This window comes from Candidatus Venteria ishoeyi (assembly GCF_030378065.1).
GTDB lineage: Bacteria > Pseudomonadota > Gammaproteobacteria > Beggiatoales > Beggiatoaceae > Venteria > Venteria ishoeyi.
Genome location: NZ_JAUCGJ010000016.1, coordinates 1 through 13,092 on the forward strand (window position 1 = coordinate 1; position 13,092 = coordinate 13,092).

A 13,092-nucleotide genomic window follows, 5' to 3' on the forward strand; every position below is an offset into this window, starting at 1 on the left:
TCATCTTCAGCGCCAGGCTCTTCACCCAGGTCCAGACTCATGTCGTCATCGCCCAGGTCCAGCTCATCTTCAGCGCCAGGCTCTTCACCCAGGTCCAGGCTCATGTCGTCATCGCCCAGGTCCAACTCATCTTCAGCGCCAGGCTCTTCACCCAGGTCCAGGCTCATGTCGTCATCGCCCAGGTCTAGCTCGTCTTCAGCAACGCTGTCTTCACCCAGGTCCAGGCTCATGTCGTCATCGCCCAGGTCCAGCTCATCTTCAGCGCCAGGCTCTTCACCCAGGTCCAGGCTCATGTCGTCATCGCCCAGGTCCAGCTCATCTTCAGCGCCAGGCTCTTCACCCAGGTCCAGGCTCATGTCGTCATCGCCCAGGTCCAGATCCTCTTCAGCGCCAGGCTCTTCACCCAGGTCCAGGCTCATGTCGTCATCGCCCAGGTCCAGCTCGTCTTCAGCGCCAGGCTCTTCACCCAGGTCCAGGCTCATGTCGTCATCGCCCAGATTAAAATCTAAATCCATATCATCTGTAGCGGAGTCGGCATCTGTTTCAGTCTCTGAAGGCATTTCCAAACCACTATCACCAGATTCGGTAGCCATATCCAGATCGTCGCCCATATCGGTATCCAGATCAAAATTTAACTCATCTTCATCTGTCGCCGCTTCTGTTGTGCTACTAAAATCCAGTGAATCAGCTTCTTCTCCTGGTATATCCAGGTCCATGTCCGCTTCGGGTGATGCGGCTTCAACATCTTCACTTGTCAATGCTGCTGTGGCAGCACCTGCCAGACCCACAGCCCCTGCAACAGCAGCAACTTCACCTAAGCCGCCATCTTCTGATTGTTTTAATAAAGGACGACCGGTTTCAAGCCCATCCCAAAGTTTTTGAGCAGTTTCCCACTCATCCCCCTGGCCTCCAGTTGCTTGGTGTAATGCCATTGCGTGACTTTCAAAAGCATCTACTTGTTTTTGTGCCGCATCCAATTCCAGACGTTTAAGCAGGAAAGGGGGGTGATCTGGATTTTCAGCCAATGCAGCATCCAAGACTTCTTCTGCTTGCTCAAAACGCTCATAAACAATATAAACTTCAACCTCTTCCAGCACATCTGCGGTATTTGGTGCTACTTTACCCGTTTCCGTCTCGACGCCCTGTCCAGTTAAAGCATCTTCATCCCAGGTATCTGACTCAGTAGAGGTTTCAGCCTTAGAAGACTCAAGTTCTGCTTCGGGCATTTCTCCCTGATCTAATGCCTCCATTTCACGCTGCACTTCAGCTTCCATGCGACGTTTTTTAACCATCGGTATGCCAATTAACAATGCCAGTAAACCGCCAATACCACCAGCGACACTCATCCAGCCACCTGGTATCATTTCATTAATCGTTGCCAGCCAGCCATCAATAATTGGCATGATGCCGCCATCTTGCTCCATAACAACCGTTTTAGGTGGTGTTGCCGGTGTGGTTTCTACGGTTTCAGCTTGCTCAACTGCTGCCACTTCAGTTGCTTCACCTGGAGCAGTATCAACATCGATAGCAGTTTCAGTAGCCGCCGTTTCGTCCTCAGCCTCTTGCGCATCCACATCTTCTGCTGTGCTTACAGAAGCATCTGCTTCTTCAGCAGTCGCCACTGTTTCATCTTCATCCGTTTCATCAGTACGACTGCCACCTGTCAAGTTTTTCAGAGAAATTCTTTTTACTGGTTTGCTGACAACTTCTGCTGGTGCTGCCTCTGGTGTCACTTCTGTTGTTGCAGCACTCTCTTCTGTTGTTTCAGTGGTTGCTTTCTCTGCTGTATCAGTCGTGGTTTCTACTTTTTCTGATGAGATTAGCGGGGCTGCCGCCGTTTCTACCGTTTCTACAGGTACTTCTGGAGCAGCTTTTCCTTGTCCTTCGGCCTGTTTAGCCAGTTTTGCTAAAACTTCACTATTAACCTGTAACAGTCTTTCCATTTTTGCTTGCGTGTCATCCATCATGCCACGCATTTCTGACAACTCTTTTCGGAATTGTTTATTTTCTTCTGCTAAAGCTTTATTTTCTTCTGCTAATGCCGTGATTTGCGCGCGTAAGGCACCATTAACCTTGTCGCCACTGCCACTTGCGGCTTGGCTGTCACCACCTGCGCTGAGAATGGATAAGCGGCCTTTTTCCGGCATCAGGGGAGTAACAGGCGCTATTGCAGGGGCGCTGGCAATGCGTTTAGTGCGTGCCGCTTTACTCGGTTTTGCCGCTAATTTATCTTGATAACGTCCCCAACTGCGTTTTTTCTGATGCATCATTTGCAATGCAGATTTATTACTGGCAGCAGCCAAATCTTCCTGTTCCGGCATATTTAATGTCGCGCCTTTGCGCAGCAAATTGATATTACCGCGAATAAATGCGTGAGGATTAGCCTCATACAGCGCAACCATCATTTGCTCATGACTGATATCTGTGCCACGACGCATACGATTTGCAATCACCCACAAGGTGTCGCCTTTACGAATTTTTTTACTTTGTATGGGACTCCCCGCTGTTTTTGTTGAGGTGCGAGGTTTATCCGTTGCAGCCGGTACAAGAGAGCCATCGGCAGTAAATATCATGCGTTTGGGCTGATCAGGACGTGTGCTGAGGGTGCGGGAAGTGGTGCTGGCAGGACGCTTACTACGGGTTGCTGTTTGTACAGCAGCAGGTGTTTCATCGCCATATATCGGCGGATCCAGTAACACCGTATATTCCCGCAAAATACGCCCATTAGGCCAATTAACTTCAATCAGGAAATTTAAAAACGGCTGAGTGACCGGTTGCAGGGTGGATATGCGAATTGCACCACGTCTGCCAGAGGTGATATGTACCTTGCTGAATTTCAGCGTCGAAAGAATCGAAGGTCGTTGCAGACCTGCACGCCGGAAAGCATCCTGGCTGGCCAACGTCGCTTTGACGTTGTCATCATCTCCCCGGGGAATTGAGAGCAATTGAACGGTTGCATTCAATGGCTGGTTTAACTTGGATTTGACCTGAATATTCCCCAGTCCCAGTGCAAAAGCACCGCTGCTTAGAGCCATGCTGATCAAGAGGCTCAATACTACAGCAAGTTTACGCGTCATTACAGTCTCTCCGTTCCATCACCATTTTTTATACGGATAGCAACCACCTTGAAAATAAAATTTTAAATAATTTCAAGGTGGCAATATTAAAAACTCTTAACAAGTTACTTTATAAGTTACCACTAACTATAAATTATATATAGTCTTTTATCAAAATTTCCGCAATCTGAATACTGTTGAGCGCAGCCCCTTTGCGGATATTATCGGCGACAACCCATAAATTCAGCCCTTTAGGGTGAGAAATATCTTCGCGGATACGTCCGACATAAACCGGATCGTTACCAGCACCCTCCGTCACTGCGGTCGGCCAACCACCATCTTCATGCGCATCAACGACCACCACGCCCGGGAAGCTTTCCAACAATTCACGCGCATGTTCAGCCGTGATTTTGTCACGGGTTTCAATATGCAATGCTTCAGAATGCCCAAAAAATACCGGTAAGCGCACTGCGGTAGGATTGACCTGGATATTATCATCTTCAAAAATTTTCTGGGTCTCCCACACCATTTTCATTTCTTCTTTGGTGTAGCCATTATCCATAAAAACATCAATCTGTGGCAATGCATTAAATGCAATCTGTTTAGGATAAACCTTAGTATCTACTTCTTTCATATTCAATAGCGCAGCAGTTTGTCCTGCTAATTCTTCCAAAGCAGGCTTGCCAGTACCCGATACCGACTGATAAGTGGCCACATTAATCCGCTCAATCCCTACCGCATCATAAATGGGTTTTAAGGCAACCAGCATTTGAATGGTTGAGCAATTAGGATTGGCGATAATATTGTGCTTTTTATACCGAGCAATCGCATGAGGATTCACTTCCGGTACAATCAGTGGAATATCATCGTCATAACGAAACTGAGACGTGTTATCAATCACCACGCAACCCGCTTTACCCGCGATGGGCGCATAGACTTTAGATACTGAGGCACCGGGTGAAAATAAACCAATTTGCACTTTAGAGAAATCAAATTCTTCGAGGTTGCCAATTGTCAGCATTTTATCCTTGAAGCGAATTTTTTTACCCGCACTGCGACTGCTCGCCAGTGGGTAGACTTTACCTACCGGAAAATTACGCTCTGCAAGAATGGATAACATGGTTTCACCCACGGCACCGCTTGCGCCAACAACTGCAACATCGTATAAACGACTCATTATTGCTATAACCTCTATCTATAAATTAAAATTATAAGTTGTGATGATAAATTAATACCACTCAGTTATGTAGAATCAGGAATGTCTAAAGTTATTAATTTATTATGTAGTTTTTCTATAAAACCCTTCATCTCGCTAATTAATTCATTTAAGCTTGGACTAGTTAAGTTAGTCTTTTCATCTCTAATATTCTTACCATTTCTGTGGACAATATCATGGCGTTTTGAAATGGCTGAATAAATATATGTCAATTCTGCTGGAGTTTGTAAATCTATCACAATAAGATATACTATGATATTACGCCTATTATGAAATAGCATCCCCTTACCACTAGTACCAAGAATATAATTTTCCTCAATGGAGTTTAATGTTTTATATATATTATTAACATTTATTTTTTCACTTTTAAACTTTAAATACTTTTCAATGAAAATTTTCTTTAAATTATCATCACTTGATATGGCATACTTAAATGTATCCATTAAATATGTTTCCATCAATGTAATAACATTAGCATAGAGCAGTCGTTCTAAATGGGCTTTATTTTCTACATTAATATCAGATAATTGCTCTATAGCTGATATATCAGTACAAAAATCGTCATATATTTTTTCTATACTCATAACTCTTTTTCTGTCATATAGTCAGCACAACCAATATAAATTACACCAGTTTCATTAATTTCAAAAATATGTCCATAGTTCCCTATTTCTTTTACAGTACTAAAATTCATTTTGTCCATTGAGTGCCAACCTCCATAATCATATTCTTCAGCATCATCATTATGAATATGATTTTTAATTTCATTTATTTCCTCTATTTCAGCTTCATCAAATATTTCTTCTACCTCTTCATTGCTCAATATTTTTACTATTCCTATTCCACTATTGAATCTTGATTTCTCGTCATCATTTAGCATATCTTCTATACACTTAGTGTCCAGGTTATCATTCATTTCTTCAATCCTGTTTATCATCATATTTATATAGAGTAGAGTCCAGTTGTTATAATCAACAACTGGATACTTAGGAGTGAGAATTTTATAACTTCAGCAACTTGGCTGGTCTTTTTCTCCATTTTCTACGTTGTGAAAACAGTTACATAGCTTGCTATGCGCCTGTTTTCACGCCTTGAAAATGAATGAAAATCCTGTGCCCAGTTTCTGTATTTATTTCATCCTCACTCCTTAATCAGTGAGAATATGCCTGCAACTATTTACAAAGCAGCCAAGACCGCATCACCCATTTGCGTGGTTGACACAGGTGTTTGTCCAGCTGCACAAATATCCGCAGTGCGCAGACCATCGGCTAAAACTTTCTGCACCGCAGTTTCCACCACATCAGCTAAAGCGGGTTGTTGCAGCGAATAACGCAGCATCATTGCCACCGATAAAATCGTCGCCAGCGGGTTGGCTTTATCCTGTCCGGCAATATCCGGTGCCGAACCATGAATTGGCTCGTACATGCCTTTATTGTTTTTATCCAATGACGCGGAGGGCAGCATACCAATAGAGCCACTGAGCATAGAGGCTAAATCTGATAAAATATCACCAAACATATTAGTGGTTACCAGTACATCAAATTGCTTGGGATCGCGTACCAACTGCATGGCGGCATTATCTACATACATGTGAGAGACTTCCACATCCGGGTAATCGCTGCTGATCCGGTTCACCACTTCACGCCATAACTCAGTGGATTCCAGCACATTGGCCTTATCCACAGAACATAATCTGCCATTGCGTTTTTGCGCTGCTCTAAACGCAACCCGGGCGATACGTTCGACTTCACTTTCCCGGTATACCAGGGTGTTATAACCTTCACGCTCACCATTTTCCAGGGTGCGCACGCCACGCGGTTGACCAAAATAGATGCCACCGGTTAATTCACGGACAATTAAAATATCCAGGCCCGCAACCACTTCTGGGCGCAAGGTTGAAGCTTGCGCTAATTCTTCAAACAATAAAGCCGGGCGTAAGTTGGCAAACAATTCCAGACCTGCGCGCAAACCTAACAGGCCTTTTTCCGGGCGAATCGAGGCATCCAGGGATTCCCACTGATAACCACCGACCGCGCCTAATAAAACTGCATCAGCGGCTTTCGCCAGGTTTAAGGTTTCTCCCGGCAAGGGGCCGCCTGTGGCATCAATCGCCGCGCCACCGACTAAAGCTTCCTGCATGGTAATATCCAGCCCTCGCTCATCACGCAGGTGTTCCAGGACTTTAACCGCTTGTGCAACGATTTCCGGGCCAATACCATCGCCCGGTAAAATAACAATATTCTGACTCATGTGATTTTTTCTATGTTAAAGATTAAATCTTGGTGTTATGCAAAAGCTTCTTTTTTGTACTTTAAGGCACAAAAAAACTGCTTTTTGCTTCACGCTGATTTTTGGTTTAATTTAGCCGCAAACATCCAAGGTGTTATCTGGGCTTGTTTTTGTTCATACTGACGAATTTCTTGCGCATGTTGCAAAGTCAGACCAATATCATCCAGCCCATTAAGCAAACAATGTTTACGAAATGGCTCAACTTCAAATTTAATAACCGGGCCTGAGGGCGCGCTAATAGATTGCGTTTCCAGATCAATGTTTAAGCGATACCCTTCGCTACGGGTAACAGCCTGAAACAGATTTTCAATGACATCTTCTTCCAAAATAATCGGTAAAATACCATTTTTAAAACAATTATTAAAAAAAATATCGGCAAAACTGGGGGCAATAATGGCGCGAAAACCATAATCTAACAATGCCCAGGGCGCGTGCTCCCGTGATGAACCACAACCAAAATTAGTGCGCGCCAATAAAATCTGCGCACCTTGATAACGTGGCTGATTTAACACAAAGTCCGTATTTAGCGGACGTGCGCTGCAATCCTGCCCGACTTCACCGCAATCCAGATAACGCCACTCATCAAACAAGTTCGGTCCAAAACCACTGCGGTGAATCGATTTAAGAAACTGCTTGGGAATAATTGCATCGGTATCGACATTGGCACGATCCAATGGCGCAACCAAGGCATCTAATGTTGTAAAAGCATCCATGAAAGGCAAAAAACCATCTGATTAAAAAAAAGCACATCATAGCATTATTAGACCTATGATTTCATATTTAACCTGAGTTCGACATAAGCTTCTTTTTGCGCTAATTGCGCAAAAAACCGCTTTCTTCTCACGCCAAGTTATTAGTAGCATGTACCAAATTTGACTGTTTTTTCTAAAAAAATCTTACGCCGGGTTCAAGTTATTTAGAAAATTTGCTAATGAAAATATCATAGGCCTGTGCTATGGTCTGCCCATCTTTTTCCTAAATTGAAGAGGCTTGGTGTTATGCTGGAAATCCGCATTCATGGACGCGGTGGACAAGGCAACGTGGTGGCGGCCTATTTGCTGGCTGCCGCAGCCTTTGAAGTCAACCGCTATGGGCAGGCGTTCCCCAATTTTGGCGCAGAACGGCGCGGTGCGCCAGTAACGGCATTTGTACGCATTAAAGACAGCCCGATTAAACGGCGCAATCAGGTGCAGACGCCGGACTTTCTGATTATTCAGGATGAGGCGCTGTTACATGTACCCGGCGTGTTAGACGGCTTAAAACCCGGTGGCGGCATCCTGGTCAATGCGCGCCAGCCCATTTCCGGCATCAGTAATGATTTTACCGTTGCGACCCTTCCCGCAACCGGATTGGCGCAGAAAATTCTGGGCAGGCCAGTGCCAAATACTGCTTTATTGGCAGCTTTTCTGACCCTGACGGACATCTTGCCGCTGGATGCCTTAAATCAAGCCCTGGGAAGACGTTTTCAGGGTAAGATTTTAGACAATAACCTGGCATTGATTGCAGAAGCAGCCACCCAGGTGCCGCAAGCAGCCTGGGCTGATTTACAAACGGAGGTGGCCTGATGTTAGAAGCACTAGAAGGCTCTCAAGCCCTGGCGCGCGCGGTGGCCTTATGCCGTCCACAAGTTATTTCCGCTTATCCTATCACCCCGCAAACCCACATTGTGGAGAATATTTCCAAACTGGTGGCTGATGGTAAGCTGGATTGTGAATTTGTCAGCGTGGAAAGTGAATTTTCTGCCGCTTCAGTGGCATTGGGCGCGGCAATGGCGGGTTCCCGGGCGTATACTGCCAGCGCTTCCCAGGGAATTTTGTTGATGGCAGAGGTGTTGTACAACATTGCAGGCAGTCGGGTGCCGCTGGTATTAACCTGTGCCAACCGCGCTGTTTCCAGTCCGCTTTCAATTTGGAATGATCAGCAGGATTCCATGTCAGTGCGTGATGCCGGTTGGATACAACTCTATTGCGCAGATAATCAGGAAGCCGTAGATACCACGATTCAAGCCTATCGCATTGCCGAGCGTTGTGAACTGCCGGTAATGGTCTGTGTGGATGGTTTTACCCTGACCCATACTTTAGAAGGCATTGATGTGCCGGAGCCGGAACAGGTGGATGGCTTTTTGCCTGCATATCAGTTCTCCCGCACCTTAACCCCTACTAATCCTATCAGCATGGGAACCCTGGTTTCTCCAGATTTTTATCCCGAAGCCCGTCACTCCCATCATCAGGCGTTACTCAATGCGGCAACAGAAATTATCGCAGCAGATGAAGACTGGGGCGAAGTCTGCGGACGTCGTTATGGTGGTTTGCTGAAAACGATGGGTGACCCGGAAGCTAAAACAGTGATTTTAAGCATGGGTTCAGTATTAGGCACTTTGCAGGCCTCATTACAGGAATACCCGCAACAGGAATCTATTAAACTGGTGCAACTGCGCTGCTTCCGACCTTTCCCACGTCAAGCGATACAACAGGCTTGCGCAGGTGCAGAACGAGTGATTGTGCTGGAGCGCGCCTTATCACCCGGCAGCGGTGGTATCGTCGGCAATGAGGTATTGGCGGCGCTCAGTGAAGTGGAAACCCGTCCACAACTGTTTAATTGCGCCGCTGGTCTCGGTGGGCGCGATATTCCGCTGGATATTGTGCCACGCTTGCTGGATGCAGCAAGTCAGGCTACGCCTGGGCATTTCCAGATTCTGGATGTGCAACTGGATAAATTACCACAAGAGGATCGCTGACATGCAGGAAACAACCATTCCCGCAACAAATTTGCGGCAAAAACAACCTCGTTTTCAGGGCATGACTGCCGGACACCGCGCCTGCCTGGGTTGTGGTGAAGCTTTAGGCGCGCGCCTGGTGACAGAGGCCGCTGGCCCTGATGTCATGATTGCCAATGCCACGGGGTGTCTGGAAATTTTTACCACATCCTGGCCAGAATCCGCTTGGCGCGTGCCCTGGATGCATTCTTTGTTTGAAAATACCGGAGCGATTGCCGCCGGTATGGAAGCGGCCTTAAAAGCCCAGAAAAAATCCACTAAGGTGCTGGCTTTCGGCGGTGATGGCGGCACTTTTGATATTGGCTTTCAGGCATTGTCCGGGATGCTGGAACGGGGGCATAATGTGCTCTACGTTTGCTTTGACAACGAAGCCTATATGAATACCGGTATCCAGCGTTCCAGCTCCACTCCGCACGCGGCGATGACGACCACTTCGCCCCCCGGCAAAGAACGCATGGGAAAACGTCATCTGAAAAAAGATATGGTATCAATTGTTGCGGCGCACCATATTCCTTATGCCGCTACCAGTTCTGTGGCATGGCCTTCAGATATTCGCAAAAAAGTACGCCGTGCAATGGCGATAGATGGCCCAACTTTTTTACAGATTCATGTGCCCTGTCCGCTGGGCTGGGGTTTTGATGGCGCAAAAACTATTGAGGTGGGACGACTTGCGGTACAAACCGGTTTATTTCCTATTATTGAAATCGAGCGTGGCGGTTTAACTGGTGTATTACCTATCCGTAACCCCCGACCTGTAGAAGATTATCTCAAGGAGCAGGGACGTTTCCGCCATTTATTCAAAAAAAATGATCTGCGCGCACAACAGGAATTAGCACATATTCAAGCGATTGCGGATCATAATATTGAAGTATACGAACTGAAAGGTCACGGCAGTAGCGCGTTTGATGATGAGGGCATGACGCTGGTACAACGTGGAGGACTGCGGCGGGCTTAAACCCCGTCCATTTTATATTGTTAAAGGCACACACGCCACAGGCGTGCGTGCCTTTAAAGCTTACAGTTTTTGCATCACCAGACAGGCATTGGTGCCGCCAAAACCAAAGCTGTTGGACATCACGGTTTTGAGTCCAGCATTTTCAATTTTTTCACGCACAATGGGAATACCTGCCGCGCCGGGGTCAAGCTCTTGAATATTGGCTGAAGCAGAAATAAAATCATTTTCCAGCATTAACAAGCTGTAAATGGCTTCATTGGAGCCTGCTGCACCCAGGGCGTGACCCGTCAGGGATTTGGTGGAACTAACGTGGGGCATTTTGCCATCGCCAAATACCGTGCGCATGGCTTCCAGTTCTTTTAAGTCGCCAGCAGGCGTGCTGGTGCCGTGAGCGTTGATGTAATCAATCGGCGTGGAAACGGTTTCCATTGCCTGCTGCATACAGCGCACTGCGCCTTCACCAGAGGGCTGAACCATATCGTAGCCATCAGAGGTTGCGCCATAGCCAATGACTTCGGCATAGATTTTTGCACCGCGTGCCTGCGCATGTTCCAGCGACTCCAGTACCACCACGCCACCGCCACCGGAAATCACAAAACCATCACGGTTGGCATCATAGGGACGCGAAGCAATGCCTGGGTTGTCGTTGTACTTGGAAGACAGCGCACCCATAGCGTCAAACAACATGGTCATGCTCCAGTGCAGTTCTTCACCGCCACCGGCAAACATCACATCCTGCTTGCCCATTTGAATTTGTTCCACGGCGTTGCCAATACAATGCGCACTGGTGGAACAGGCGGAACTGATAGAGTAGTTCAGCCCTTTAATCTTGAAGGCCGTGCTAAGACAGGCGGAAGTGGTACTGCACATGGTGCGTGGTACCATATAAGGCCCGACTCGGCGCAGCCCTTTTTTACGTAATAAATCTGCTGCCAGCACCTGATTTTCTGAGGAACCGCCACCAGAACCCATAATCAGGCCAGTGCGGGTGTTGGATACCAAGTCTTCACTCAGTTGCGCATCGGCAATGGCCTCACGCATGGCGATATAATTATAAGCTGCGGCATCACCCATGAAGCGTTTGAGCTTACGATCAATTTCAGCCGCCAGATCAATATTTAAACCGCCATGCACATGGCTGCGAAAACCTAAATCTGCGTATTCCTGCACAAAATTGATGCCGGAGTCTCCATTTTGTAAAGATTTCAGAACTTCCTGTTTATTATTTCCAATACTGGAAACAATGCCGATACCGGTAATGACTACACGTTTCAATGTATTTAACTCCTTAAAAGTTTTCGGTATTCTGGAATAAACCTACGCGCAGATCTTTTGCGGTGTAAATTTCCTTGCCATCTACCGACATGCTGCAATCGCCAATGCCCATGACCAATTTCCGTATAATAACGCGTTTCATATCAATATTGTAGACTACACGCTTTTTCTCCGGGGTAACTTGCCCGGTGAATTTCACCTCACCACCACCCAGCGCGCGACCACGTCCAGGGCCGCCCATCCAGCCAAGAAAAAAGCCGATCAACTGCCACATGGCATCTAAGCCCAAACAACCCGGCATTACCGGATCGCCAGGGAAATGACAATCAAAAAACCATAATGATGGATCAATGTCTAATTCAGCAACAATCTGGCCCTTACCATAAGCACCACCATCTTCAGTAATACTGACAATGCGATCAAACATCAGCATTGGCGGCATGGGCAGTTGTGCATTGCCAGGGCCAAACATTTTGCCCTGCGCGCAATCGAGCAGTTCATCGCGACTATAACTGTTTTGTTGGGTAAAGTTCGTTGAATTTGCCATAAAAGTGGTTCTTTAGTTGTTGTGAATAAGCGGTTAGGAGAAAAAGCTTTCTCGGGGATCCAGGGGCAGGCTGTTTGCCATCGTTTGGTAAAACTGCTGCGCTGTTTCATTATCCGCAGGCGGGGTGAATATCTGCAAAATCAGATACAAATCGCCACTGATTTTACCGGGCAGGCCACGACCTTTCAGGCGCATTTTTTTCCCGGACTGGCTGCCAGCGGGAATTTTAATACCTAAGGTACCACCCGGTGTTGGGATTTCAATGCGCCCACCTAAAGCAGCTTCCCAGGGGGTGATCGGTAAATCCAGATGTAAATCGCGCGCTTCAATTCGATATAAGGGGTGCTCTTCAAATGCGATTTCCAGATATAAATCCCCGGCTCTGGCACCATGTCTGCCAGGCCCGCCTTGCCCTGTGAGACGAATTTTTTGTCCGGCAATGACACCTTTGGGAATTTTGATATTCAAGGTACGTTTTTGTGAACGTAAGTGACCCTGAGCATTGGTTGCCGGAAGGTTTAACTGAATCGCGCGACTGGCACCAGAATACGCATCTTCCAGACTGATTAAAATTTTAGCGTGGTGATCTTCACCTTTTTGTGGAAAACCCTGGCTGCCAGTATGACCGGAAAAGCCGCTGCGCTGACCAAAAAAACTTTCAAAAAAATCACTAAAACCTGCGCCAGTGCCTGCACCACCTCTGCCACTGAATTCAAAACCTGAGTCCCAGTTTGGCGGTGGTTTGAATTGTTCGCCGGCACGCCATTGAGAACCCAATTGCTCATAAGCCGCACGTTTTTCGGGATCTTTTAAGACTTCGTAAGCTTCACCAATTTCTTTAAATTTTTGTTCAGCATTGGCTTCCTTGCTGACATCAGGGTGGTATTTACGCGCTAATTTGCGATAGGATTTTTTTAATGCATCCTGCGTGACATCACGGGGTACACCCATGATTTTATAATAATCCTTATATTCCAT

12 protein-coding genes are annotated in these 13,092 nt (G+C 46.7%); 3 read left to right on the forward strand and 9 right to left on the reverse strand.

The genetic code is table 11. The annotated features are described in order from the left end of the window. The 6 genes from QUF61_RS07065 to leuD all read right to left on the reverse strand — a co-directional run. Positions 1–3,077: type IV pilus assembly protein FimV (locus QUF61_RS07065; RefSeq protein WP_289681145.1), on the reverse strand; the 3,077-nt coding region annotated here is incomplete at its 3' end. Between the two features lie 133 nt (positions 3,078–3,210). Continuing rightward, positions 3,211–4,233, reverse strand: a complete 1,023-nt coding sequence (locus QUF61_RS07070; protein ID WP_103921067.1) for an aspartate-semialdehyde dehydrogenase — start codon at positions 4,231–4,233, stop codon at positions 3,211–3,213. 65 nt (positions 4,234–4,298) lie between these two features. Further along, on the reverse strand, positions 4,299–4,856 hold the full coding sequence (locus tag QUF61_RS07075) for a hypothetical protein (RefSeq protein WP_103921066.1): 558 nt from the start codon (positions 4,854–4,856) through the stop codon (positions 4,299–4,301). After that, the gene (locus QUF61_RS07080) at positions 4,853–5,188 is read right to left on the reverse strand and encodes a hypothetical protein (RefSeq protein WP_289681146.1); all 336 of its coding nucleotides are present in this window, start codon (positions 5,186–5,188) and stop codon (positions 4,853–4,855) included. The genes QUF61_RS07075 and QUF61_RS07080 overlap by 4 nt, the downstream gene beginning before the upstream one ends. Positions 5,189–5,448: 260 nt before the next feature. Continuing rightward, positions 5,449–6,522, reverse strand: coding sequence for a 3-isopropylmalate dehydrogenase (leuB, locus tag QUF61_RS07085; RefSeq protein ID WP_103921064.1), 1,074 nt, complete (start codon positions 6,520–6,522; stop codon positions 5,449–5,451). Positions 6,523–6,611: 89 nt separating this feature from the next. Next, positions 6,612–7,274, reverse strand: a complete 663-nt coding sequence (leuD, locus tag QUF61_RS07090) for a 3-isopropylmalate dehydratase small subunit (RefSeq protein ID WP_103921063.1) — start codon at positions 7,272–7,274, stop codon at positions 6,612–6,614. 285 nt (positions 7,275–7,559) lie between these two features. Here leuD and QUF61_RS07095 point away from each other — a divergent pair, with 285 nt between their 5' ends. From QUF61_RS07095 to QUF61_RS07105, 3 genes are read left to right on the forward strand one after another with little or no spacing between them, the layout of a single operon-like run. Next, positions 7,560–8,126 carry a 2-oxoacid:acceptor oxidoreductase family protein gene (locus tag QUF61_RS07095; protein ID WP_103921062.1) on the forward strand — a complete coding sequence of 189 codons (567 nt, stop codon included), beginning with the start codon at positions 7,560–7,562 and terminating at the stop codon, positions 8,124–8,126. Continuing rightward, positions 8,126–9,298 carry a pyruvate ferredoxin oxidoreductase gene (porA, locus tag QUF61_RS07100; RefSeq protein ID WP_289681147.1) on the forward strand — a complete coding sequence of 391 codons (1,173 nt, stop codon included), beginning with the start codon at positions 8,126–8,128 and terminating at the stop codon, positions 9,296–9,298. The genes QUF61_RS07095 and porA overlap by 1 nt, the downstream gene beginning before the upstream one ends. A gap of 1 nt (position 9,299) precedes the next feature. Continuing rightward, entirely contained in the window at positions 9,300–10,292 is a 993-nt protein-coding gene (locus QUF61_RS07105; protein WP_103921060.1) for a thiamine pyrophosphate-dependent enzyme, read from the forward strand. Between the two features lie 60 nt (positions 10,293–10,352). Here QUF61_RS07105 and fabB read toward each other — a convergent pair whose 3' ends face one another. From fabB to QUF61_RS07120, 3 genes are read right to left on the reverse strand one after another with little or no spacing between them, the layout of a single operon-like run. Then, positions 10,353–11,567 (reverse strand): beta-ketoacyl-ACP synthase I, encoded by a 1,215-nt coding sequence (fabB, locus tag QUF61_RS07110; protein ID WP_289681149.1) that lies wholly within the window; start codon positions 11,565–11,567, stop codon positions 10,353–10,355. 13 nt (positions 11,568–11,580) lie between these two features. Continuing rightward, the gene (gene fabA / locus QUF61_RS07115) at positions 11,581–12,114 is read right to left on the reverse strand and encodes a 3-hydroxyacyl-[acyl-carrier-protein] dehydratase FabA (RefSeq protein ID WP_103921058.1); all 534 of its coding nucleotides are present in this window, start codon (positions 12,112–12,114) and stop codon (positions 11,581–11,583) included. 33 nt (positions 12,115–12,147) lie between these two features. Further along, a complete protein-coding gene (locus QUF61_RS07120; protein WP_103921057.1) occupies positions 12,148–13,092 on the reverse strand; it encodes a DnaJ C-terminal domain-containing protein in 945 nt (314 codons plus the stop codon).

Bases quoted from the DNA above. Each gene is read 5' to 3' on its own strand.
- QUF61_RS07070 (WP_103921067.1), bottom strand. From the start codon at position 4,233: ATGAGTCGTTTATACGATGTTGCAGTTGTTGGCGCAAGCGGTGCCGTG.
- leuD (WP_103921063.1), bottom strand. From the start codon at position 7,274: ATGGATGCTTTTACAACATTAGATGCCTTGGTTGCGCCATTGGATCGT.
- fabA (WP_103921058.1), bottom strand. From the start codon at position 12,114: ATGGCAAATTCAACGAACTTTACCCAACAAAACAGTTATAGTCGCGAT.
- QUF61_RS07095 (WP_103921062.1), top strand. From the start codon at position 7,560: ATGCTGGAAATCCGCATTCATGGACGCGGTGGACAAGGCAACGTGGTG.
- QUF61_RS07105 (WP_103921060.1), top strand. From the start codon at position 9,300: ATGCAGGAAACAACCATTCCCGCAACAAATTTGCGGCAAAAACAACCT.
- leuB (WP_103921064.1), bottom strand. From the start codon at position 6,522: ATGAGTCAGAATATTGTTATTTTACCGGGCGATGGTATTGGCCCGGAA.
- QUF61_RS07075 (WP_103921066.1), bottom strand. From the start codon at position 4,856: ATGAGTATAGAAAAAATATATGACGATTTTTGTACTGATATATCAGCT.
- porA (WP_289681147.1), top strand. From the start codon at position 8,126: ATGTTAGAAGCACTAGAAGGCTCTCAAGCCCTGGCGCGCGCGGTGGCC.
- QUF61_RS07120 (WP_103921057.1), bottom strand. From the start codon at position 13,092: ATGGAATATAAGGATTATTATAAAATCATGGGTGTACCCCGTGATGTC.
- QUF61_RS07080 (WP_289681146.1), bottom strand. From the start codon at position 5,188: ATGAATGATAACCTGGACACTAAGTGTATAGAAGATATGCTAAATGAT.